This is a genomic window from Umezakia ovalisporum Ak1311 (assembly GCF_029891685.1).
In the GTDB taxonomy this organism is placed as follows: domain Bacteria; phylum Cyanobacteriota; class Cyanobacteriia; order Cyanobacteriales; family Nostocaceae; genus Umezakia; species Umezakia ovalisporum.
On record NZ_JANQDJ010000054.1, the window covers coordinates 1 to 22537 of the forward strand.

The 22537-nt window shown below is 41.6% G+C and carries 23 protein-coding genes and 1 pseudogene; 6 read left to right on the plus strand and 18 right to left on the minus strand.

Features of this window, described 5'->3' with window-relative positions:
* Window positions 1–140: 140 nt before the first annotated feature.
* Window positions 141–446 (minus strand): annotated as a pseudogene (locus NWP25_RS10275) (leucyl/phenylalanyl-tRNA--protein transferase); the annotation flags it as partial.
* An 86-nt stretch (window positions 447–532) separates the two neighbouring features.
* Here NWP25_RS10275 and NWP25_RS10280 point away from each other — a divergent pair.
* Entirely contained in the window at window positions 533–862 is a 330-nt protein-coding gene (locus NWP25_RS10280) for a hypothetical protein (RefSeq protein ID WP_280650625.1), read from the plus strand.
* A 60-nt stretch (window positions 863–922) separates the two neighbouring features.
* Here NWP25_RS10280 and rpsN read toward each other — a convergent pair whose 3' ends face one another.
* From rpsN to NWP25_RS10310, 6 genes are all read right to left on the minus strand, one after another.
* Complete coding sequence (gene rpsN / locus NWP25_RS10285) at window positions 923–1225, minus strand: 30S ribosomal protein S14 (protein ID WP_280650624.1); 303 nt, start codon at window positions 1223–1225, stop codon at window positions 923–925.
* A gap of 35 nt (window positions 1226–1260) precedes the next feature.
* A complete protein-coding gene (gene nth / locus NWP25_RS10290; protein ID WP_390904310.1) occupies window positions 1261–1995 on the minus strand; it encodes an endonuclease III in 735 nt (244 codons plus the stop codon).
* On the minus strand, window positions 1971–3068 hold the full coding sequence (gene rseP, locus NWP25_RS10295; RefSeq protein WP_280650622.1) for an RIP metalloprotease RseP: 1098 nt from the start codon (window positions 3066–3068) through the stop codon (window positions 1971–1973). Before rseP ends, nth begins: the two co-directional genes overlap by 25 nt.
* Before the next feature lie 424 nt (window positions 3069–3492).
* Entirely contained in the window at window positions 3493–4773 is a 1281-nt protein-coding gene (serS, locus tag NWP25_RS10300; protein ID WP_280650621.1) for a serine--tRNA ligase, read from the minus strand.
* A gap of 166 nt (window positions 4774–4939) precedes the next feature.
* Window positions 4940–5518, minus strand: coding sequence for a DUF3611 family protein (locus NWP25_RS10305; protein ID WP_280650620.1), 579 nt, complete (start codon window positions 5516–5518; stop codon window positions 4940–4942).
* Between the two features lie 285 nt (window positions 5519–5803).
* Window positions 5804–5944 carry a hypothetical protein gene (locus NWP25_RS10310; protein ID WP_280650619.1) on the minus strand — a complete coding sequence of 47 codons (141 nt, stop codon included), beginning with the start codon at window positions 5942–5944 and terminating at the stop codon, window positions 5804–5806.
* Between the two features lie 130 nt (window positions 5945–6074).
* On the opposite strand from NWP25_RS10310, the gene NWP25_RS10315 reads away from it, so the two are divergent.
* Together NWP25_RS10315 and NWP25_RS10320 are read left to right on the plus strand one after the other, a co-directional pair.
* A complete protein-coding gene (locus tag NWP25_RS10315) occupies window positions 6075–6422 on the plus strand; it encodes a PadR family transcriptional regulator (protein WP_280650618.1) in 348 nt (115 codons plus the stop codon).
* Between the two features lie 54 nt (window positions 6423–6476).
* Window positions 6477–7010: a cofactor assembly of complex C subunit B gene (locus tag NWP25_RS10320; protein ID WP_280650617.1), complete on the plus strand. Its 534-nt coding sequence runs from the start codon at window positions 6477–6479 to the stop codon at window positions 7008–7010.
* Between the two features lie 394 nt (window positions 7011–7404).
* Here NWP25_RS10320 and NWP25_RS10325 read toward each other — a convergent pair whose 3' ends face one another.
* A complete protein-coding gene (locus NWP25_RS10325) occupies window positions 7405–7722 on the minus strand; it encodes a DUF3155 domain-containing protein (RefSeq protein ID WP_280650616.1) in 318 nt (105 codons plus the stop codon).
* A gap of 265 nt (window positions 7723–7987) precedes the next feature.
* On the opposite strand from NWP25_RS10325, the gene NWP25_RS10330 reads away from it, so the two are divergent.
* Window positions 7988–9328 carry a GAF domain-containing sensor histidine kinase gene (locus tag NWP25_RS10330; RefSeq protein ID WP_280650615.1) on the plus strand — a complete coding sequence of 447 codons (1341 nt, stop codon included), beginning with the start codon at window positions 7988–7990 and terminating at the stop codon, window positions 9326–9328.
* On the opposite strand, the gene NWP25_RS10335 is transcribed toward NWP25_RS10330, so the two are convergent.
* Window positions 9329–10570, minus strand: a complete 1242-nt coding sequence (locus tag NWP25_RS10335; protein WP_280650614.1) for an S-layer homology domain-containing protein — start codon at window positions 10568–10570, stop codon at window positions 9329–9331. It lies immediately after the preceding gene.
* Between the two features lie 556 nt (window positions 10571–11126).
* Window positions 11127–11816: a conjugal transfer protein TrbI gene (locus tag NWP25_RS10340; protein WP_280650613.1), complete on the minus strand. Its 690-nt coding sequence runs from the start codon at window positions 11814–11816 to the stop codon at window positions 11127–11129.
* Between the two features lie 279 nt (window positions 11817–12095).
* On the opposite strand from NWP25_RS10340, the gene NWP25_RS10345 reads away from it, so the two are divergent.
* On the plus strand, window positions 12096–15119 hold the full coding sequence (locus NWP25_RS10345) for an SMC family ATPase (protein WP_280699323.1): 3024 nt from the start codon (window positions 12096–12098) through the stop codon (window positions 15117–15119).
* Between the two features lie 271 nt (window positions 15120–15390).
* On the opposite strand, the gene NWP25_RS10350 is transcribed toward NWP25_RS10345, so the two are convergent.
* The gene (locus NWP25_RS10350; RefSeq protein WP_280650611.1) at window positions 15391–15849 is read right to left on the minus strand and encodes an SH3 domain-containing protein; all 459 of its coding nucleotides are present in this window, start codon (window positions 15847–15849) and stop codon (window positions 15391–15393) included.
* 153 nt (window positions 15850–16002) lie between these two features.
* Here NWP25_RS10350 and NWP25_RS10355 point away from each other — a divergent pair, with 153 nt between their 5' ends.
* Entirely contained in the window at window positions 16003–16173 is a 171-nt protein-coding gene (locus NWP25_RS10355; protein ID WP_280650283.1) for a hypothetical protein, read from the plus strand.
* A gap of 783 nt (window positions 16174–16956) precedes the next feature.
* Here NWP25_RS10355 and NWP25_RS10360 read toward each other — a convergent pair.
* The 7 genes from NWP25_RS10360 to rpmH all read right to left on the minus strand — a co-directional run bounded on the left by NWP25_RS10360 (window position 16957) and on the right by rpmH (window position 22339).
* Window positions 16957–18474 (minus strand): AAA family ATPase, encoded by a 1518-nt coding sequence (locus NWP25_RS10360; RefSeq protein ID WP_280650284.1) that lies wholly within the window; start codon window positions 18472–18474, stop codon window positions 16957–16959.
* 445 nt (window positions 18475–18919) lie between these two features.
* A complete protein-coding gene (locus tag NWP25_RS10365) occupies window positions 18920–19426 on the minus strand; it encodes a YceD family protein (RefSeq protein ID WP_280656667.1) in 507 nt (168 codons plus the stop codon).
* 78 nt (window positions 19427–19504) lie between these two features.
* Window positions 19505–20026 (minus strand): Jag family protein, encoded by a 522-nt coding sequence (locus NWP25_RS10370; protein ID WP_280650286.1) that lies wholly within the window; start codon window positions 20024–20026, stop codon window positions 19505–19507.
* A complete protein-coding gene (gene yidC, locus NWP25_RS10375; protein ID WP_280650338.1) occupies window positions 20026–21168 on the minus strand; it encodes a membrane protein insertase YidC in 1143 nt (380 codons plus the stop codon). The genes NWP25_RS10370 and yidC overlap by 1 nt, the downstream gene beginning before the upstream one ends.
* A gap of 228 nt (window positions 21169–21396) precedes the next feature.
* On the minus strand, window positions 21397–21789 hold the full coding sequence (locus tag NWP25_RS10380) for a PH domain-containing protein (RefSeq protein WP_280650287.1): 393 nt from the start codon (window positions 21787–21789) through the stop codon (window positions 21397–21399).
* The gene (rnpA, locus tag NWP25_RS10385; protein WP_280650288.1) at window positions 21776–22180 is read right to left on the minus strand and encodes a ribonuclease P protein component; all 405 of its coding nucleotides are present in this window, start codon (window positions 22178–22180) and stop codon (window positions 21776–21778) included. The genes NWP25_RS10380 and rnpA overlap by 14 nt, the downstream gene beginning before the upstream one ends.
* Window positions 22181–22204: 24 nt before the next feature.
* Window positions 22205–22339, minus strand: coding sequence for a 50S ribosomal protein L34 (gene rpmH, locus NWP25_RS10390; protein WP_006195534.1), 135 nt, complete (start codon window positions 22337–22339; stop codon window positions 22205–22207).
* Between the last annotated feature and the right edge of the window lie 198 nt (window positions 22340–22537).

Sequence of the window (22537 nt, forward strand, 5' to 3'; positions counted from 1 at the left end):
AGGGAAGATGCTTTCACCCTTGCACCTAGGGGGTAGGATTTTCACCTACATGGACACACAGTTATCAAGAATCTGGTTTTTAAACCAGTCTTGTCTCTTATCCCTGAGAATTTCTACTCATTTCAAGAGAACGAATCGCACTCAAAACTATAAGCATAACCATACTGGTAAAGTAACCAGTAAATCTCTTGTAACTCCTGTGAAATCCAAGTAGTTTCGCGGTCAGCACACCCAGCCACCACAGCTTGAAAGTCACGGTTAATAGCCACACTAAAACGCTCTTGATTCAGAAAACGCTGTAAAGACCTTGGGTAACGAAATCCCTCATCCAAAGGAATCAAAGTGCGATCGCGACTTCCATACCATCCCAGGCCCGTATTGTCATCAGCCATGAGAAAATAACCTTGAGCATAACCGCGAACAATAGCAGCGATATCGTATTGCATAATTAAGCAAACAAGCAAAAAACCTCAGAGAAACACCCTTAGCGTGACTCTGGGATTCCCTCAGCATTCCTCTGCGTTTAACAAAGATGACTGAAGCAATTCCACCTATCACTCTACCACCCTCCCACAATCCTTATCTTGAAGGACAATGGTTGCAAGACCGTTTATTGCGGTGGCTAGATACAGAATTCCTACCCGAAATAGTCAACCAAAAAATAGCCCAACGTGCGGCGCAAATTTTTGTCAGACAACGTATGGAAGGAGAAGACGACCTGGGATCCCTAGTTATAGCCATTGTCACAGAGATGCAGGGATTTGATTTTTCCAAAAGTTTTTACGGAGAATTTGCCATCGCCAACGCCGTCAGCGATCTACTGTTAGAGAGTATAGGCATAGACCGTTGCTGTGGACAATAGCTTGATCAATGGTCATTAGTTCTTGGTGCAAACTAACGACACATGACTAATGACCAATGACTACCAGCTAGATTTAACCACACCAGGCAAAAGGCCTTGGTGGGCCCATTCCCGTAGCACATTCCGAGATAGACCAAAGTCTCTATATACACCTCTAGGACGACCAGTTACCCAGCAGCGATTGCGGCGACGATTGGGGGCGCTATTGCGGGGTAATTGTTGAAGTTTCCGGTGGATTTCCAACTTATCTAGAGGAGATTCAACACTTTTGAATTCTTCCAACAAAGCTTCGCGCTTTTCAGCATATTTTTCTATCAACTTGGCGCGTTTTTTTTCGCGCTCAATCATACTCTTCTTGGCCATAACTTCTCTAACTGATTTAAAGACAGCATTTCTCATTATACACTCTCCCCATCAATTTTAGAGATATTTTGTATCGCCTCTTCCGCCCCCAAAGTTTTCTTACCAGTGGGGCATAAATCACTCAGACCACAAGCTTGACAAAGGGGGGAACGGGCTTTACAAACAGCACGACCGTGATAAATCAAACGAATTGACCAATTTTCCCAATCCGGTTGGGGTAACAACTCCATTAAATCTTTTTCAATCCGAATCGGATCAGTAAATTTAGTTAAACCCAAGCGTTGGCTCAACCGCTTAACGTGGGTATCTACTGTCACCCCCGCATTAGTACCATAAGCATTAGCTAGAACTACATTTCCAGTTTTTCGCGCTACTCCCGGAAGCTGCAACAATTGCTCCATGGTATTAGGAACCACAGAATCAAACTCGCTGACAATCATCCGACAAGCCCCTTGAATATTCTTCGCCTTATTGCGATAAAAACCGGTAGAACGCACCAAATTTTCTAATGCTGCTAAATCAGCATTTGCTAAACTAGCCGCGTCCGGAAAGCGTTTGAATAAAGCTGGTGTGACTTTATTAACTCGCTCGTCAGTACACTGAGCGGAAAGAATAGTTGCTACCAGTAGTTGTAGTGGCGTTGAGTAATTCAAAGAACAAGTTGCATCTGGATAAAGATTTTTCAAGCGGGCGAGGACTTCTAACGCCCGTTGCTTCTTAGATGGAGATTTGCGGCGGGTAACATTCACTGGAATAACTTTTGCACCCAATCTAACTGGGAAGTTAACTGAGTAGTTTCTTTGACGATGAGAAAAATCCCTAGTCCTAAAAGTATCATTAAACCAGTTTGCATTACACCCTCTTGAATCCGGTTAGGTAATGGCTTACCACGCACACCTTCAATCAGCAAAAATGCCAGTTGTCCCCCATCTAAAGCTGGTAAAGGCAAGATATTGATGATTGCTAAATTAATGCTGATCAAAGCACCAAAAAATAACAGACTACCCGTGTCATTTTGGGCAATGTTAGAACCAATTTGCACAATTTTAATTGGCCCTGCTACTTGACTTGCAGTTTCACCGAAGTTAGTGATTAGTTGTCCAAAGCCTTGAAATGTCATAAACACCAGGCGCTGAAATTCGTTTGCACCAATGTTCAACGCTTTCCCCAAGTTACGAACGGGACGGCGGACAACTTCACCATTAGGAGCCAGTCCGATGCCAATAGTACCTCCAGATGGCTTGTTTTCAGGAATTACATTCACCGTTAGCTTTTGGTCCCCCCGAGCAATTTCTAGTTTTACGGGCTGACCTGGATTATTTTTAATAATCTCTCTGAAAGCTTCAATTTCTTGTAGCGCTGTGCCAAATTCTCTTTCATTGACGGCTAGTATCACATCTCCTGGTTTAATTCCCGCTTCTCTAGCTACAGAACTGACATCTGGCGCTAGTTGTTGAATTAAAACTCCTGGTTGGCTAGCTTCTCCTACACCGATGACGCTCACCTGAGTCACCAATAGCAAATAGGCAAATATTAAATTGGCGATAACTCCAGCGCTGATGACAATCCCCCGGTCTACAATCGGACGGTTACGCAGCAAATTTGGGTCATTGGGCGGAATATCGCTATCTGGTTCGTCGTCGGGAAAGCCTACAAAACCCCCCAAAGGAAAGGCGCGGATAGCATATTCGGTTTGTGATCCTTGGTACTTCCAAAGAGTTGGGCCGAAACCTAAAGAGAAGCGGTTCACGAGAATACCTTGAGCACGGGCTGCAATGAAGTGTCCCAACTCGTGTACCAAGATCAGAACAGCCAAGACTGCGATCGCTGCTAAAACTGACATAGAGCAAATTAATCAAAAAAAATTCAGATATATTACTCCCATTGTAATAGTTAAAGAATAGTTACAGAAGCTTAAATCATTCCAGAGCATGAAGTAGTCCCTCGATTGAGTGAAGCCATGTCTACCACAGGCCACCCCCTCAGTACTAACGCACTACTCGAATTTGAGTACCCATCCTCAGGCTACCCCATAAACCATCAGTGCTAAGAACAAGTCATTGGGATAAATACCTAATACCAGACAAAGGCCATCGCTTCTGGAACCACGCTCCTAACAATTGCGTCAGCCCCCCACTCTGGTGGGGGGGAGCCAGGGAATTTACTCCCTAGCTCATAGCTCAAGTCTGTTTTTAACCGACTATTTCAGTCTGTTACATATAGGCCAACTTGAATATAAAATGCCTCTACCAACGGAAAGCCCTACATCACAAAACATCCCTACCCAAATAAGGCTGTAACACTTCTGGTACTTTAACCGTACCATTTGGTTGCTGATAATTTTCCAAAATTGCTGCCATTGTCCGCCCTACAGCTAAACCGGAACCGTTTAAGGTATGGACATACTGGGTTCCCTTCTTACCAGCTTCCTTAAAGCGAATATCTGCTCTTCTGGCTTGGAAATCTACACAATTAGAACAACTGGAAATTTCGCGATACTTTTCAGAAGATGGAAGCCATACTTCTAAATCGTAGGTTTTTGCTGAACCAAAACCTAAATCGGCAGTACATAAATCAATTACACGATAAGGCAATTTCAAAGCTTGTAAAATTGCCTCTGCATTACCTACTAATTTTTCTAACTCCTCAAAAGAAGAACTGGGATGCACAACTTTCACTAACTCAACTTTATTGAATTGATGCAGACGAATTAAACCCCGCATATCTCGCCCATAACTTCCTGCTTCCCGACGAAAACAAGGAGTATAAGCACAGTGATAAATTGGTAAATCTTCCGCAGCCAAAATTTCTCCCCGGTAAAGGTTGGTAACAGGAACTTCTGCCGTAGGTATTAACCACAATTGATCGTCAGCACATTTAAAGCTTTCTTCGGCAAACTTTGGTAATTGACCAGTTCCGGTTAAAGAATCAGTATTGACTAACAAAGGCGGACTAACTTCTACATAGCCTGCTTCGGTTTGCATCTTCAGCATGAACTGAATTAATGCCCGTTCTAACGCTGCACCCGCACCGACGAGAGTAACAAAGCGACTTTGGGCAACTTTGACAGCACGCTCAAAGTTGAGAATACCCAATTTTTCGCCTATTTCCCAATGGGGAATAATTTTCGGGTTTTCAGGTAGATGTTCATCACCCCAGCGCCGCACCTCTTGATTATCATCTTCACTGCTACCAAGAGGCGTGAACTCACTGGGTAAATTGGGAAGTGCTAACAGCAGCAGTTCAATTTCTACTTTGATGTTTTTTTCTTGCGGTTCTAGTTCACTTAATTGAACTTTAGTGGCGTTACCTTCCTCCCGCAAGGCTTGAATTTCTGGAGATTGAGGGTTAACACCAGATTTAATCTTCTGTCCCACAATTTTACCAATTTCGTTACTGCGGGCTTGAAGTTGACTCCGTGTCCCCTCTAGTTCCCGTTGTTGCTTGTCTAACTGTAATATGGGTTCGATGTCGTATTTACCACTACGACTGTTCAAGCGTTCTTGGATTAATTGGGGATTTTCCCTTATTTGCTTAATATCCAGCACTGATTTTTCTGTTGTTTTTTGCCTATGGTCTTCTTACCAAAACTCCAGCATATACTGATTTTGGCTGATTAAGGGTCTTGCCAATACAAAAACCCTGCCTTGTCAGTCTTGCCAAAGCTACAAAATCCCACTGCACATTGATCATGATTTTACTGAAAACCAATTATTAAGTTCTGGTGATTCGATTCAGCAGCCAAATAGACACTGCTAGCCCTGCAAAGTGTGCTGAGACGGTGTTGATATTTGCCTGCACTACAAGCATATCTAAACCGCTAATAATGCGCGTGGGGTCAAATAATTGAGTAGTTGCAGCTTGGGGTGATATAGCCCTTGCTACCAATGTCCCCACAATCGCTTGTGCCCCTAATAATGTCACCAGCATTCCTAATAAATTAATCCACAGTCCCAGGCGTAACACTTGCAAGGTTTCACTTTTGCGGGGACGGTTACTCGGATTTGAGGATTGCAGTTGGTTACCAATTCTGGTGTAACGGTAAGCCAAATAAATACCGCCTCCTAAAATCAGAATTCCACAAATTGCTAAAAATACGCCAAACCCAGTCCCTGGATTATTGCTTACCCCAGTTCGCTGCTGACTAAACACCGCGAACAGCAGCACAATAATGGCAGAAACAACACCTAAAACCAACTGAATCCAGAAACTAATCCAACCTGTTAGGCGAAATGTTTGGGCAATTGCCCGAAGAGTAGAAGAAGACGATGGAGTATCGGAGTTTTGTGACATACTGATCACTGGTGTGCTAAGGACTTGTTAAATTTAATATCACAATTACCAAATGGGATATGAGTATCTCAAGTCCAAATAGTCAGTGTTGAATACTATTTGATTGTGCCTGCAAGCATATAGGTTTTTATCCTGACATTTTCCATGGCTTAATTTCTGATGTTCTGTACTGGGATAATCACCGTAAAACAAAGTGTTTATTAACTTTTACAGACAAAACTGCATTTTGCTTGTAAAATTTCTTCGATAGCATTTTATGCTGAGGCGGTTCTGACCAGTTTGGCATTACTTGACACCACGCAAGTGACCAGGTAATCGCTTTAATTGCTCCTCTCCACAACACCTATAACTTGGGTAAGGGCGTAGTATTTTGCGCTCCTCAAACCTAGACATTTGTCCTGTGACTGTAGCTGCTTGGGTAGTCATTGCAATGTTTACACTTTGAAAACCCTGTCAAGGTGGTCATATATCGCCGCTTTTGTAGTAGCATTATATACTGACTATCGAGATTGTAAATACCACTATTATCAGGCATTTTTTAGCCATTCACTAAACCATGAAACTTGAGGATATATATCAATTCTTTGAGAATCCTCCGCCAACTTATCTCTGTCAGGAAGTAGCAGTTTGTTACATTTTGTATGTTTTATTACAAGGTGAATCCTACGGAACTGAGTTGATACAGCGACTAGAAACCGAATACCCAGCCTATCGCCTTTCAGATACGGTACTTTACAGTGCGATTAAATTTCTCGAAGACGAAAGGGCTATTACAGGTTATTGGAAGAAACTCGAAGGACGAGGAAGACCCAGGCGGATGTACGAAGTTTCTCCAGAATGGCAAGAACGATCACAAAATTTGGCATATCTTTGGCAAGATTACATAAAGGGGAAGAGAAACTAATGAATCATTAATCCTCCATGAGTCTTCTCCTATGAAAACAATAATAAATTAGTTATGGATAGCGCAATTTTGCCATCTACGTTGCTGCTCACCTTGTTGTTATCGGTTGGGCTGTTTTTCTTCATTCGGGCTTCAACTAAAGACCGCACAACAAAAGCACAACTTGTATCTCAACAAGATGAAGCTACTTTAATGCCGAAACTTAAGGAATACTTTCGCTCGCGTTCTTACCAAGTAGCCGCAATCGACCCAGAAAAAAATCAAGTGGTTTTTGAAGGTTTTGTTCAACCCAGCCGATTCCTAGCCGTGTTTTTAACACTGCTAACATCTGCGGGTATGATTTGTCTGTCATTGGTTTTATCCCTGCTTTTTCCTAACTTCGGTAAATTGTTTCTCCCATTGGTGTTACTATCCCCTTTAAGTGGTTTGTTTTATTGGAAAAAAGCTGGAAGACTTGAGAAAGTCTCGTTACAGATGGAAGAAGCCAGCCAAGGTGAATTCGGCTCTCCCAGTAAAATTACTATCGTTGCCCATCGAGATGAACTAATGGAGTTACAGAGAGCTTTAGAGTTAAAATCTGTTGACTAGACCCCAGAGAGGAGAAAACGTTTGCAGTTACATAAGTTTTCCCTACGACATTGCATCGTAGGGAAAATATTATACTTGCTTACAGAGCCTCTTGGGCAATCCATAGGAGGAGAGGGCAACTCAACTCTCACTTGGGGATGTATTTTGCTCTTGCATTTTTTCTATCTGACTCTCCTCTGCATCATTTAACCAGAAATTAACCCATACAAACCAATGTGTTTGGATAAGAAGTTGACTTTCCTATTAAGTCCAATTGACTGGTTAACTGGACTGAATATACTGGCAAATCAGTCACAAACTTAAAAAAAACAAAAACTTTGCATAAACTGAGCAACTTTACCAGTTAAATGATTGTCAGAAGCAACATTCCACAATTTAAGATAACCATTTATTATTAGCGGCTAGCCATGGCCACTGATTCCATACCTCCCGGAGATTCTAATGTCCGCAGGCTAGGAAACAGAAAATGGTTTTCTTCTACGTATTGAGCACCAAACAGCCCCTTCTCTGCCCAGAAATAACGGTCTGTGGTGTGTTCATTTCGTTTTACAAGTAGCAATGCAGGTGGTGCAATACCTTCAGCTTGAATAAATTTTCTCGCTGCTGTCACAGGTTTTTCTTCGCCACTTTCGATGCTATATTGAGGCACGTGCTCTAAAATGCGTCGTCCTTCTTGGCGACGACGACTTTTGCGCTTACGTCTTCTTGCCAACCTATTTTCCTCCTCTTTCAAGCTGTAGATTGTAGTTATAGCTACAAAATACGTCGCAATTATATAAGTTCTAGTTCAAAATATCAATAGTTTTTAAACTTTTGATACAGAAAGAATAATAATATGAAATTGGTAAAGCATATAATCCCTTGGTGCAAACCATGACTGAAAATATTTAGTTAAGCTTTATTCTAAGAGGGAAAAAAATAAAGCAACTTCGCTCTAAATTCCTTGAAATGCTGTGATCCTTAGCAAAAGCTAAAAAATGTTAATTTCTGCCAGTTCAGATTTTGTGGCTCTATGCCGAGAACAAATAGCACTGCTAACCGAAGGCCTAGGAGCATCTTTAAGTGTGGTTTACTTAACACAAGAATTGGTAGATGCTCCCGCTGGTGAGACGAAACTAATTCCTGTGGTGATTTACCCGGAAACAGCACTCTTACAACCAGGGAAAGAAGTTGCTGAGGTCAGAGTTGGTGATGTTTTGGTAGTACCTGACCAACAAAGTAAATTATTGCAAGCTGGGATGGGATCACGGATTTCATCACAGGACACAAAGAAAGCAAATGGTCAAGAACCAGATTTAAAAGAGGAATCAGAGTTTAGTGCAGACCAAATTGTCCTCCCTCTCATCCATGAAGGTGTAATGATGGGACTATTAGTTACAGGGAGAGAAGATAGGGCATGGAATGAGCAAGAGCAAAGCGAAATTCAAAAAATAGCTCAAACATTAGCCATCGCTTGTATTTTAGATCAACGCAGAGCTTGGTTACAGCATCAGGTACATCAACACAAAATTCTCCAAGAACAACAGCGAGATTTACTCGATAACTTGCTGCACCAGTTTCGTAACCCCCTAACAGCATTACGTACTCTTGGCAAACTACTGTTAAAACGGCTGCGACAAGGCGACCCTAACCGAGAAGTAGGTGCAAATATTGTTCGGGAAAGCCATCGCCTGGAAGAATTACTGCGACAGTTTGACAAAGTAATTGATTGGGCAGAAACAGATTTAGGGCCGTTGTCATTACATGAAAATGAAGTATTTGTAGAAGCAACTGTAGAAAAAGAACCGAAACCAGCACTATTATTGCCGGGAATGGGAGAGAAAAAAACTGATTGTTTTGTAGTTGATTTATTAACACCATTATTAGTTTCAGCTAAAGCAATAGCACAGGAGCGACATCTACAAATAAAAACAGAAATTCACAGAAATTCACCACGGGTAAGAGTCAATATCAAAGCATTACAAGAGGTATTCAGCAACATAATTGATAATGCCTTAAAATACACTCCTGAAGGCGGTACAATTGCCATTCAGGCAGGGCAAGAAAAAGCTAATTATCAAGGAATTGCCATTAGTAATACTGGTCCGGGAATTCCAGCAGAAGATTTAGCTCATTTAGGAGAACGCCATTATCGCGGAGTGCAAGCCCAAACTGAAATTCCTGGTACGGGTTTGGGGTTAGCCATCGCCAAACAATTAGTTGAACAAATGCAAGGGGAAATTGAAATTTTCAGCCCTGCAATTAACTCAGCCATAACTGCACCCCATGCCCCAGGAACCACGTTTATAATTTGGTTGCCGATGACCAATGACCAATAACTATCGCAGTGAAACCAGTAAGTTTTGATTGATTGTCATTTGTAAATCTGTATCTGGTGCAATGGCGATTAAGTCAACGCTGTTTCTACCAAAGAATAGACCAATCAAACTACCGATAGCCGCACCACCTAAGACTTCTTCCGTGGCGATGGCGCGATCGCCTGTCACCGCAGATACTGCAGCCGCAGCACCAGCACCTAAGACAGTATTTTTGATAATTGTATTGGTGCTCGTACCTTTTTTTATGGTTTCAGTTTTAGTAATTACTTGTGAAGTGGCGTTAATTTTATACTCTTGACCTGTGGTTAAAACTAGCTTTTCAGCAATAAATTGAGAACCACCTTGAGCAGGTTGGAGTTTACCAACAACTTGACTACCAGCCGGAATAACCACAGTACCTTGTTGAGTAACTATATTTTGGTCTACTGTCAAAGTCAAAGGTGCTATTTCATCTTTTGTAACCAGAATTTTTTCTGCCTGATCATACTTGACCGGAATAGCAGTTCCCTGGGGAATGGTTACAGATACAGGTGTGGGTGTATTGGGTTGAAGCGCTACGACATAAGGTGAACTAACTGCCGAGGCTTGATTAGAACTAACTAACGCTTGATATATAAAAGCTGCTACCTGTGCCCTTGTGGCTGTTGCAGTGGGATTTAAAAACTTAACATTAGGATAGTTCACCACAATTTGCTGTTCAGTGGCGGCGGCGATGGGACTACGCGCCCAGTCAGCAATGTTAAAGCTATCACTGAAGTATTGCAAAGTTGTTTGGGTATTAGCCCTGGGAGAATAATTTAAACCGTTGGCTAAAGCCACCAAAACTTGCTGGCGGGGAATATTCTGGTTAGGCTCAAAGCGATTACCCGGATATCCTGATAAGAAACCGATGGTATAAGCCTGGCGAATAGCATTAGATGCCCAAAAATTACTCGGTACATCCGCAAAATTTATTGCTTGCCGTTGGGGTGCTTTTGAGAAAGCATTGTTAATCATGGCTGCAAATTGAGCGCGGGTTACCGGTTCTTCAGGGCGGAAGCTACCATCAGGAAAACCAGCAACTATACCTCGCTGTGACAATTGTTGAATGAACTGTGCTGCCCAATAGTTAGATGAAACATCAGAAAATCTAATTTGAGCCAAAGATGGTGCTACTGTCATCAAGGGTGCTATAGCCCCTACTGTGACGCTTAAAGCCATAAGTGCAGCAGTTCCAGATTGCCAACGATTTAAATTAAACATTACTTTTTGCTCCAGTAAAATTAACTTTTCTTTCTGTTATTTATTCAGACCATTTGCTTGTTGATAAGTTCCTTATTTTTGGTTTTTAAGCACCAAATTTACTATATTTATTTATCTGTAAATTTTGTAAATACTGTATTTCTAATCTGAAAAATCAATATTCATGCCATTTCTTTTTCATAGTTAGATGGTTCTAGCGTAGATGTACCTCATTAGCCTGATTCAGCAGGCTTTGTTACTAAGGAATTGCATTAAGATGAGTACTTTACAAATTTAAATGAGATTGTCAACTCAAGTAGGTTTCAACTTGAGTTGAATGGTAAGTTAAGAACTCTATTATTCATTACTAATAACAGCCATCTGAAAGAACTTGTATATCTAGTAAGACGCTAGATTAATAAAAATAGTTGCAATAACAAAATCTAGTAGTACAAGTATTGTCCGACTCGAACTTGGTTTCAGCAGTGCCAAAAGTGAAGGGATGGCCTGGTCTAGTGAGAGTGGCCATCCCTGATGAGAGAACATTAAAATCACGGAGCCAATATAGTGCAGCTTACTAGCGGTCTATGACTAAATCTAAATTAGAGTTAAGTCCTAATTTCAAATCTTGTTCTGGTCTTAAGACGAACACTTCAGCTTCTTTTTTCCGCAGCACTATACTAGCTAAAGCACCAACAGCCGCACCACCCAGAGGTTCTAATATTTCAACTTTACGGTTACCTGTAATTAATGAAATTGCAGTAGAAGCACCAGCACCAATGGCGGCATCTGTTAATATTTTGCTACTATCATTTTTGCTAATGTTTTCAGTTCTGGTAATTGTCTGAGATGAGGCATTAATTGACTGACCGACACCAGAGGGGAAGACAAGTTTCTGTGCTACGAACCGCACACCTCTTACATTCTCACTATTTCTGTTTCTGTTGTTGAAATATACTGGTTCTAGCCGTCCTACAACTTCAGTGTTTCTGGGAATTAAGACATTTCTCTGATTATCGGTGATGTCGTTGGATATTTTCAATGTCAGGTCCAATGTTTCGCCACGACTCACAATAATTTTCTCTTTGTCATATGTGACAGGAAAACTTACGTTAGCATTAGCAGGAATTGTCACTCTTCTGCGCTGACCAATATTATACTGGGCATAAGCAGGGGCAAAGGCAACAATGGGAATAGTAGCAGTGGTAGTAATTGCCATGGCCATAACTGCGACAGTTCTAGTTTTCCATTGGTGAAGGGTAGTCATAGTATGGTTGCGCTTTCTGTGTGATGTATGACATGACGATGATTGACACAGATTGTTTCTCGTAGTTTTTCCAGGTGATTCTTTTGATAGATATTGAAATTTTTCTGGAAAAATTAGCAAAATAATTTGCTTCACATGAAAAACTGAGTCATAATATTGTTAAGATTAGTGAAATTACTGAGTTCAGACTAAAATACCTATATTTACATAGGTAAACTATCAAATAGTGCATATGTACTCCTAGTTAGTAAAACATTTAGATGTGGCGCTGTAGCCTCAATGATTCCAGTACAACTTATCCTCAAAAACTTTCTTAGTTACCGTGATGCAACTTTAGATTTTCGCGGTTTGCACACGGCTTGTATTTGCGGTTCTAATGGTGCGGGTAAGTCTTCTCTTTTAGAAGCAATCACATGGGCAATTTGGGGTGAAAGCCGTGCCGGTGTTGAAGATGACGTGATTCATTCAGGTGCGAAAGAAGTTCGGGTTGATTATACTTTTCAATGTAATCAGCAAAAATATCGGGTAATTCGCACCAGAGTTCGCGGTGCTAGTTGTGTCTTAGAATTTCAAATCGAAACCGCTTCTGGGTTTCGCCCACTGACGGGCAAAGGAATGAGAGCCACACAGGATTTGATTTTAGAACACATTAAACTTGATTATGATACTTTCATTAATTCTGCATACTTGCGTCAAGGTCGTGCAGATGAATTTATGATCAAGCGACCCACTGAACGCAAGGAAATTTTAGCTGAGTTATTAAAACTCAATCAATATGACCAATTAGAAGAACGAGCAAAAGATTTATCGCGTCATTTTAAAGCTAGGGCTGAGGAGTTAGAACGTTGTCTGGACTCGAGCAAAATTCAACTACAACAATGGGAAGCTACACAAGCCCAAAAAGCAGAATTAGAAACTGAACTCAATCACTTGCAACAAGTCCAAGCTTTTGAGAATATCCAATTGCAAAGTTTGCAAGTTGTGCAGCACCAACGCCAAAATTGGCAACAACAACTGAATTTTGTCAGGCAACAACATCAAAATTTAACTCAAGACAGCGATCGCCTGCAACAAGAACAGTCAGCTGTGCAAATTGATATGTCAAACTTACAAGCTAGATTAAATCAGGAAACTGAAATTAAAAATGGCTATACCCAGTATCAAGATTTGCAAGCTCAGGAAGAAGGTTTTGCGACTAAATTTCAAGAACACACCCGCTCAACGGTACTGTTGCAACAAAAACAGCAACAACTAACAAACCAAGTTCATCAGCTAGAAAGGGAACTACAACAAGTTCAAGGACAATTAGCAGCATTAGAACAACAAGAGTCAGAACTTCAGCACACTCTCGATAAATCCAATGAAGTGGAAGCTGCTTTGGTAGAACTCGCAGCCGCCCGTCGCCGCGTGAGTTATTTAGATGAGCTGCAAATGCAAGTTTCTCCTTTATTACAACAAAGGCAAAACCTGCAAAGTCAACTGGATAGAGTTCATGCTGGTTTAGTAGCACGTCTAGAACAGTTACAAGCTACGGAAATCCAACTACAACACTGTTCACAACGTCAACCGCAACTGCAACAAGCGGCGAGAGATTTAGAAATGCAGATTGCACAAATGGAGAAAGACAAAGTTTATCTGCAAAGAGTACAGGAAAAAGGACAGGAAAGACGGCATTTTATGGAACGTCTCCAAGCTCAACAACGGGAATATGAAAGATTGTTGGGCGAACTCGAGCAAAAATTGCAAATGCTCCGCACCCCGGATGCAATTTGTCCTTTGTGTGAGCGTCCTTTAGATGAGCACCACTGGAATCGAGTAGTAGACAAAACCAAAGATGAGTATCAGGATACAGAAGGGCAATTGTGGGTATTTAGGGAACAAATGGCAGTGTCAGACCGAGAAATTCAGCTACTGAGGCAAGAATATCGGGAAATCTTTCATAAATTATCCCCTTACGATCACCTCAGAGAGCAAAGAGGTCAATTAGCTGCACAACTGCAATCTATCAGTGATGCTAATCAACAATTACAACAATTGGCTGCTGAAAAGCAATATCTAGAGCGATCGCTACAACTCGGCGATTATGCTCCTGACAAACAAGCCGAACTGCAACAAGTAGAAGAATATTTACAACAACTGAATTACAATGACCAAGACCACGCTTTGGCTCGGAGTGAAGTAGAGCGTTGGCGGTGGGCAGAAATTAAACAAGGGCAAATTAAAGATGCAGCCAAGCGCCAAGCCCAAATAGCTGCCCGCAAACCAGAGTTGCAAGGGATTATTGCCCAATTACAAGTCAGAATTCAGCACGAACAAACAGAATCTGATTGCGCGAGACAAATTACTCAACTTAAGGGTCACATTGCCGAAATTGGTTACAGTTCAGAGCAACATAACAGCCTGCGCCTAGCAGTACGCCAAGCCCAATCTTGGCAATTACCTTATCAACAACTATTATCAGCCCAGCAGCAGTATCCCCATTTGCAAAAACGATGGCAGGATTTAAAGGATTCTAGAACCGAGAGATGGCATGAGTTGCAAAAACTTGTTAGTCAAATTGAAAGTATAACTCAAGAGTTAGCACAATCAGCTAACCCCATTGAGCAAATCAGCACTTTAGAGCAGCAAATTCAAACACGCCGACAGCAACTTGATGAAAAAATAGCTAGTTTAGGCCGTTTAGAACAAATGATGCTGCAATTAGAAACACTGCAAACTCAGTATCAGCAACAGCAGCAGGAATTACAATCTTGTCGCCACGAACAACGAGTTTATCACGAATTGTCCCAGGCATTTGGTAAAAATGGCATCCAAGCACTCATGATCGAAAACGTGTTGCCTCAACTAGAAGCCGAGACAAATCAACTTTTATCACGGCTGAGTGCTAATCAATTGCATGTGCAATTTATCACTCAAAAGTCTGGGCGCAGCGGTAGAGCTAAGAAAAATGCTAAGTTGATTGACACTCTAGATATTTTAATAGCCGACTCCAGGGGGACGCGAGCTTATGAGACTTATTCGGGTGGGGAAGCATTTAGAATTAACTTTGCCATTCGTTTAGCTCTGGCGAAGTTATTGGCACAAAGGGCGGGCGCGGCATTACAATTACTGATTATAGATGAAGGCTTTGGTACACAGGATGCCGAAGGATGCGATCGCTTGATTGCCTCTATTAATGCCATAGCTTCCGACTTTGCTTGTATTCTTGCTGTTACCCATATGCCCCATCTCAAAGAAGCTTTTCAAGCCCGCATAGAGGTAAATAAAACTCAGCAAGGTTCGCAGTTACGTTTGTCCATTTAACATACAGTTCAGTTGAGCTTCGGTTTTACGGACGAGGCAGGTTGACTTGAGAAGAAACAATATCTATTGTAGAGACTTTCTATGGAAGTTTGTACTCCCTTTCCACTGTTAAATTACTTAAATTTTTCATAACCAACCACAGAGACACAGAGGAAACAGAGAAAAACATAAGTAATTTTTTAACGGGAAGGGAGTCAATTCTTTGTCGGAGATGTCTATTAGGGAAATAACCAATTACCCGGATTTGATTTTACGAATTACGAATTACGAATTATTCTACTCGTTCGGTGTTACCTATTTTTACCCAACCTTCTTTTTCACCTTGTATGCGAATCTTTTGCCATTTTTTATCCTCACTTTCTTTCAAGACAATTACTTCCTCATTAGCAGCAACCCCACCAATACGTTCAGCAGTTGAGTTTGGTTCAGATCTTACACTCAAACCTTCAGGCCAAATAACACGCCCTTGGTAAGCCCCTGGTGGTAATGTTTCCTTAGGAGTAGGAGTAGGAGTAGGAGTAGGTGTTGGTGTTGGTGTTGGTGTAGCTTTGACCTCAGTCCCTTGAGGAGCTTTATCCTGCAAAACAGAACCATCATTGGCAAAAAGAGGTTTAGTTGGGGGTATGGCAGTTCGATTAACGAAATAAAGTGCAATTACAGCACCACTACCGATTAAAATAGCGATGGCTAACAAAACTCCTAAGATAAATTTTAGTAAACTAGATAGCACAGTTAAAACCTCATCGTCAATGGTCAATAGTCAATAGTAATTCATAATTAAATATTGACCACTGCGATAAAGAATGTACTGGACTAGCTAGCGTAAAATTACGGTAACTTGATGATAAAAAAGTGAGTGCCGTCTTACTATTGCTAATTATTCATGAAGGCTTTGATACACAAGATGCAGAAAGATGCGATCGCCTCTGACTTTGCTTGTATCGTTACTGTTACCCCTAGCCTGATAGAACTTCCCGACCATAAGCCCGTCGTGCTAGCACCCCTGCAACGACTGTCCACCATAGTAAGCACAGGATATGAACTTAGGGGGTAGTTGTCAAACCTAAAAATCGGTTGGAAATTGGCTTGACCTATCCAAGCGATTAATTGACCGTAATGATAAGCAGGGGAATAAAGAACCAATTGCTCAAACCAAGATTGGGGAAACAACGTGGTTGGGTTCCATCCTACCGTGAACAAAATGAAAGCTAGAACTACCAGACTCACCCACTGGACAGACTCAGGTTTAAAGAGATATCCCAAGGTTAGGATAGGATTGCAGATCTGTTGAGACATGATAGTGCAAGCCACTAGAGATACTGTCCAAAGGATAAATATACCAATAAGTATTCGTGATCGTCGGAATAGACTCTCCAGAAAATTCGGCTTAACCGAAGAACTTGAGTGAGCTTGAGAAGTCATGAAAAACTGTCATTATTAAAGTTTCCATCCACAACTTCACCAGGTACTATATCATTACTTGCTGTATCAGGCTACTCTTAAATTTGGCGATACTATTGTGCCAGATTTTTCCATAGACTACGAGTAAATACGTAAAAAATATGACTTGATTAAGTAGGGTTTTCCATTTTCAACCCAAGGTTTCCAAGTAAGTTTATGCATATACATAGACATCCCCAATAAAGAATGTGGAAGGGCGCCATTAAAATTCTGTATAAACGTTGGGAAAAATTATTAAGTAGGTCAACATTCAACGTAAAATGTGGATAGGGATTGCTTCACTCCACTTCGTTCCGTATGGCTAACGCCAAGCTTCCCTAACGCAATGACGTTTTATCTTTAATTAAGTACGTTGACCTACTTAACATCGGAATGATTAATTACGTAACTTACCAAAAGTATCACTTAAAGAACTGTGTTTAGAGGCTAAACGCGCTCTCCCAGATGCAGCCCATTCTTGTAGTTTTTGAATTTGCTCCACAGCCGTCCGTGCTAAAGGTACGATTTGGCTCGCAGCTTCGAGAATATCATCTGTAGTAAAATCGCGATTTTGACTAAAGCCAATGTGCATCGCTTCAATTAAAGTTTGCTCAATCTCAGCCCCAGAAAAATCCGGCGTTTCATAAGCTAATCTCTCCACATCGTAACCTTTGATGTTATGGGGGCGCAGTCGGGATAAATGAACGTTAAAAATTGCTTTTCTTTCTTCTTGGGTAGGTAAACCCACAAAGAAAACTTCATCAAATCGTCCTTTACGCAACATTTCCGGGGGTAAGGCTTGGATGTCGTTAGCTGTGGAAACAACAAACACAGGGGAAGTTTTTTCAGCTAACCAGGTAATAAAAGTCCCAAACACACGGCTAGTAGTACCTGCATCACCTTTAGCACCAAGTCCTGAGAAAGCTTTATCTATTTCATCAATCCACAATACACAAGGAGCCAGAGCTTCCGCCACCTGAATCATTTGCCGAGTACGAGATTCTGACTCACCCACCAAACCACCAAATAAGCGGCCTACATCCAGGCGTAGTAGGGGTAAATGCCAGTGATGAGCGATGGCTTTTGCTGTTAGAGATTTACCTGTACCTTGAATACCTAATAACATTAAACCACGGGGGTGTGGTAATCCGTACTGACGCGCCTGTTCACTAAATGAACCTCCCCGCCGCAGCAGCCAGTCCTTGAGATTATCTAGTCCACCAATATCAGAAATTTGCTCAATAGCGGGGTAAAAGTCGAGGATTTGCGTTTGGCGGATAGTTTGGCGCTTCTCTTCCAACACCAAGTCTACATCTTCTGGTTGCAATTCTCCGTGAGATGCGATCGCTCTAGCTAAAACCCGGCGAATCCTTTCCATGGACAGCCCTTGACAAGAACGCACCAAATCATCGAGAACTTTGCCAGAAAGGGAATTATTACCAGTACTTTGCAGTAAGCGTTCCACCTCCGTTCTAATTTCTAGGGCTGTGGGTAAAGGAAATTCCACGATGGTGAGAACTTCCGTTAAATCGTCAGGAATAGCGACACGCGGTGATAGCAACACCAAATTTTTAGGTTGGGATTTCAGCAGCCTAGCTAAGTTACGAAGTTTGCGAGCGATGGCCACATCTTCTAAAAAACGATGATAATCACGTAAAATCAGGACACATGGGGCTGAAGCTGGCAATTTTTCCACAAATTCCAAAGCTTGCAAAGGATTACGCTTGGCAAATCCTTGATCATTCATATTTCCCTGGTAGCCATCAACAAAATCCCAAGTATAGACAGAGCGGTTACCTTGTTTTGCTGCTTCTTCCCGAATAGCGGTTTCTACTCGTTCTTCTTCATAAGTGGGAACATAAATCAAAGGATAGCGGGCGCGTAGCAATAATTTAAACTCTTCACGAAAACTCATAATAGTAACTCCAATTTATAATTCGTAATTCGTAATTCGTAATTCGTAAAATTAATTTAATTGCAATAATTCTTCAACGGTATTTCAGTTCATTTGCTTGAAAACATAACTTATCTTCACACAATTCTTGAAAAAAAAATCTCCGCGGTGCTCAAGGCTATTATCCGCAATTTTGTATCAAAGTTAATAGTTGATAATAAAAAAATGCACCTGCAAGTACATCTGAAATCAGAATTGATTTAGGTTTAGAGTATTTCTACTCTGATAGCAACAGCAATCATCGGCCAAACCTGTGATATCTTCCTAATGCAATAATGCGGCGATAAATCTAAAAAATAGAGCCGTGGCGCATCCAGTTCTTAAACCTCAGTTAATATTTTACAAGATACCAAGAGTGGCTGAGAAGCCCACACTTCAGCAAGATGCAAGTGTGGGAGTATGTTACTTATCCTGGAAGTTGCTTTTTCAAAGCTTCTAAGGAAGCCCAACGACTATCAATTGGTTTGTCTGCACTCTCGGCATTATTCCTCAAAATACCCGGACAATCGAGATTACAAAGCTGACGCTGAGGTAATTCTAAGCACATCTGCTCATATAACCATTCACTAGGGTAAAAATAACCATCAGGTGATAGAGTTTCCACCAAATCTTCCATTAACACCTCCCTTTCTAAAGGCAAGCCTTCTACTTGATTGGCAGCTTCATCCAACCAAATAACTTCTTTGGTATTCACTCTCAAACGATGATTATACTGCTGCAAACAACGGTTGCAAGTGCAAGTAATAATTGTTTCTGCCACACCAGATACTTCTAAGTAATTACCATGATGGTGCACCCGCAAGCGACCACGAACAGGTGTTAAGCTTTCCAGGCCAGGCAGAAACTCTTTAACTTCAATTTCCTCTGTCCGCTCAGGAGCTTTGGTGAGCTGGGGAATAAAAATTGCGTCCATAGAATTTCGACATAGTACGAAAATTTATGTTTCACTATCAGCAATTCTGCTGACAATATAACTCTATTTTAACTCTTATTATTCAACCGCTCTCGCTGGACAGACAACTAGATGACGGTGTGGTTCTTTGCCACGACTGAAGGTTTGCAAATCTGCAAATTCTTTTAAAAAAGAGTGGACTTGCCGCCGTTCAGCTGAACTAAGGGACTTAATTTCCACTTCTCTACCAGAAACCCGTACCTTATCAGCTGCGGCTTCTGCTATGGCACGAATTTCTGCTTGTCTTTTGACACGGTAGCCATTCAACTCAATAGTGTAAAAAACCTGTTCACCTTGGGCTACCTTGAGATTTAGCACCGAATTGGCTAAATACTGAATCGCATCTAAAACAGAACCATCAGCGCCAATTAAAATTCGGATTTGTTCAGGTGTGAGATTGGTTTCATTAATGGTCAACCAGTAGCTATCTATTTCTGGTGAATCACCAAATTTATAAGGGGAAATTTGTAAATTCCCCTCAATGCCGGCTGGTGTTCCTGTTAAATGCAGCAGCGTTTTTAACCACTGCTGCCCTCTTTGCATTGGACTGTCAAGCATCATCAACCTGTAGTCTTTTTCTTAGAACTCTTTGGTTCAAATGGCAAAGTTCTTTCTTCAGCCGTCATTTCTTGCTCTTGGGAGGCTACGATTTGCTGTAGCGCCTCTGGTAGCGGTTCACGGGAGAGAACGTAAGTTTGGACAGCTTGGAACATATTACCAATTACCATGTACATCAACACCCCGGATGGCAGGGGAAAGAACAAAAACATTCCAGAAAATATCACTGGCGTGATTTTGTTAACTGTATCTTGTTGTGGGTTACCACCACTGGAGTTTTGCCCAGAAAGCATTTGGGTGACATAAAGGGTAATGCCAAAAATAACGATCATCGAGACGATATCCCAGTGGACTGTACCATCAGGATCTATAGCCCCAACCCTACCTAAAGCGTCAATAAACAAAAATCCTTTATCTGCTGCTAGTCCAGGAATTGAGCCTTGAATAGTCACATCTCCGGGTTGCAAAGCTTCTATATTGCCTTCCGCATCTATTTTCACCTTTTCTTCCCCTTTAGTGACTTTCCATTCAGGAACCAGATTATTTTCTGGGTGTTCTGCTAAAAGCTCCTGAAATCCTTTGCCTTCCAGAGTCTGATATTGGATCTTAGTTTTTTCCCCTAGGGCTAATTTGTTACCTCCAGGAAGAATCGCTGTCACACGAGCGCGTTCCCCATCTGCAATATAAATGCTCTGGGGAGAAGTAGCAAAAGCTTGGGGTTGAATTCGTTCAATTTGTTCTGCGGGCAAGATTTGCAGGTTAACAGTGTAGTTTACACCTGCAAAAGGTGAACCACGTAATGTGGCAAACAAAGCTAATAACACTGGCATTTGCAGTAGTACGGGCAGACATCCTGCCAATGGGTTGCCAAATTCTTTTTGGACATTCACCATTTCCTCTTGCTGCTTTTGCGGATTATCTTTGTACCGCTCTTTAATTTCTGCCATCCGCTTCTGCATCAAAGGTTGTACAATTCGCATTTTCCGCATATTACGAATTGAACCAGCACTCAGGGGATAGAGCGCGAAGCGGATTATCAATGTCAAGGCAACGATCGCCAGTCCATAGCTAGGCACAACACCATAGAAAAAATCTATGATTGGCAGCATCACGTTGTTTGAAAGAAACCCGATACCAAAATCCATTATTCTGAATTCAACCTGAGGTACTGTAAACTGAACTGAATCTAATTTATCTAAATCACCATTGTCATGTAACCATCCTACCCTACGGATAGCCGCACATGGCAAAAATTAAGAAATGGGAAATGGGGAATGATCAATAGGTGAAAATTTTGGCATTATTTATCGTAATTGTCCGCAAATTTTACCTTTGCTACTTCCTATTACCTGTTCCCCACTTCCTACTCCCCATCACTTTTTAGCAGCATCGCCATATAGGGGATTTTTAGCTGTCACTCTTTCATTAATGTAGTCATAAGTCTTGCGGAAATTGGGAACAGCCCGCATTTCCAGACGACTACCATTTCTGAGGGTTATTACCATATCTCCCCAAAAGCCAATGCCACGGGGAACTTTAACAATTTTGACAATTTCTGAATAGATTATGTCAGTGCGATCGCGTCCTTTCCAACCTCCCATCACAGAAATGCGGCGGTCGGTAATGCGGAACCGTAGCCATAAGGCCCTGACAATTGCTCCAACTGTCAATGGTATGCCCACAACAGTTAATCCAATCAATGTGTTCAGAATCAAGTCCCCCACGTGGGGGCCACCCTCATAATAAACTTCTTCACGAATGCCCATTCAATACCTCAGCTTTTACCAACAACTGCTCTAATTCTTGCAGAAATTCTTGGCTTACGCACTGAGATTCTGCTGCTGTTGGTTTTACAACTATGACTAACCGCCAGCCAGGAGGCAATTTGGGCAATAACTCATGTAACGCAGCTGTGATTTGGCGTTTAATGCGGTTACGAACCACTGCTTTTTTGCTCACTTTGGTGCTAATGGAAACGCCAAATTGAGTACTGGGCATTGGTTGCTCACTGTTGGCAGTATCCAAGGAAGGTTTTTTGGAACCTGAAGGTCTTAAAGCCCTCAATGTGAAGTGAGAACTGTGACGCCGTGTTCCTTCCCGGAACACTGCCTGAAAATCCTTTCGAGATTTTAATCGATTTCCTTTGGGCAAAGCCACATCTGCTCTTTTTCTGGAAAGTTGCTAAACGCTCAGACGATGACGACCTCTTTTTCTCCTAGCCCGAATCACATTTCTTCCGGTGGGTGTCTGCATTCTGGCACGAAAACCAGAAGTTCTTTTTCTTTTACGGCAAGTGCCGCCCAGGGTTCTCTGCATATCTTTCTCCGCTTAGGCGATTTTTATAAAAAGTTACAATCCGCTATTGTATCACGTCAAGCAGTAAAAACGATAAATTTTTATTCAACGTGGCTATATATTAAGAAAAATATGGTCAGATATAGTCAAATATTAACATCTCTAGCACAAAAATATCATTTACCCCCTGGCTAACGCACCCTACTGGCGTAGCCAGCC

Excerpts from the sequence above, each read along its gene's own strand:
- NWP25_RS10345 (WP_280699323.1), top strand. The coding sequence starts at position 12,096 with ATGATTCCAGTACAACTTATCCTCAAAAACTTTCTTAGTTACCGTGAT.
- NWP25_RS10330 (WP_280650615.1), top strand. The coding sequence starts at position 7,988 with ATGTTAATTTCTGCCAGTTCAGATTTTGTGGCTCTATGCCGAGAACAA.
- NWP25_RS10370 (WP_280650286.1), bottom strand. The coding sequence starts at position 20,026 with ATGATGCTTGACAGTCCAATGCAAAGAGGGCAGCAGTGGTTAAAAACG.
- NWP25_RS10355 (WP_280650283.1), top strand. The coding sequence starts at position 16,003 with ATGAAGGCTTTGATACACAAGATGCAGAAAGATGCGATCGCCTCTGAC.
- NWP25_RS10365 (WP_280656667.1), bottom strand. The coding sequence starts at position 19,426 with ATGGACGCAATTTTTATTCCCCAGCTCACCAAAGCTCCTGAGCGGACA.
- rseP (WP_280650622.1), bottom strand. The coding sequence starts at position 3,068 with ATGTCAGTTTTAGCAGCGATCGCAGTCTTGGCTGTTCTGATCTTGGTA.
- NWP25_RS10380 (WP_280650287.1), bottom strand. The coding sequence starts at position 21,789 with ATGGGCATTCGTGAAGAAGTTTATTATGAGGGTGGCCCCCACGTGGGG.
- NWP25_RS10315 (WP_280650618.1), top strand. The coding sequence starts at position 6,075 with ATGAAACTTGAGGATATATATCAATTCTTTGAGAATCCTCCGCCAACT.
- rpmH (WP_006195534.1), bottom strand. The coding sequence starts at position 22,339 with ATGCAGAGAACCCTGGGCGGCACTTGCCGTAAAAGAAAAAGAACTTCT.
- NWP25_RS10310 (WP_280650619.1), bottom strand. The coding sequence starts at position 5,944 with ATGACTACCCAAGCAGCTACAGTCACAGGACAAATGTCTAGGTTTGAG.
- yidC (WP_280650338.1), bottom strand. The coding sequence starts at position 21,168 with ATGGATTTTGGTATCGGGTTTCTTTCAAACAACGTGATGCTGCCAATC.
- NWP25_RS10305 (WP_280650620.1), bottom strand. The coding sequence starts at position 5,518 with ATGTCACAAAACTCCGATACTCCATCGTCTTCTTCTACTCTTCGGGCA.
- NWP25_RS10320 (WP_280650617.1), top strand. The coding sequence starts at position 6,477 with ATGGATAGCGCAATTTTGCCATCTACGTTGCTGCTCACCTTGTTGTTA.
- NWP25_RS10360 (WP_280650284.1), bottom strand. The coding sequence starts at position 18,474 with ATGAGTTTTCGTGAAGAGTTTAAATTATTGCTACGCGCCCGCTATCCT.
- NWP25_RS10280 (WP_280650625.1), top strand. The coding sequence starts at position 533 with ATGACTGAAGCAATTCCACCTATCACTCTACCACCCTCCCACAATCCT.
- NWP25_RS10335 (WP_280650614.1), bottom strand. The coding sequence starts at position 10,570 with ATGTTTAATTTAAATCGTTGGCAATCTGGAACTGCTGCACTTATGGCT.
- NWP25_RS10340 (WP_280650613.1), bottom strand. The coding sequence starts at position 11,816 with ATGACTACCCTTCACCAATGGAAAACTAGAACTGTCGCAGTTATGGCC.
- rpsN (WP_280650624.1), bottom strand. The coding sequence starts at position 1,225 with ATGGCCAAGAAGAGTATGATTGAGCGCGAAAAAAAACGCGCCAAGTTG.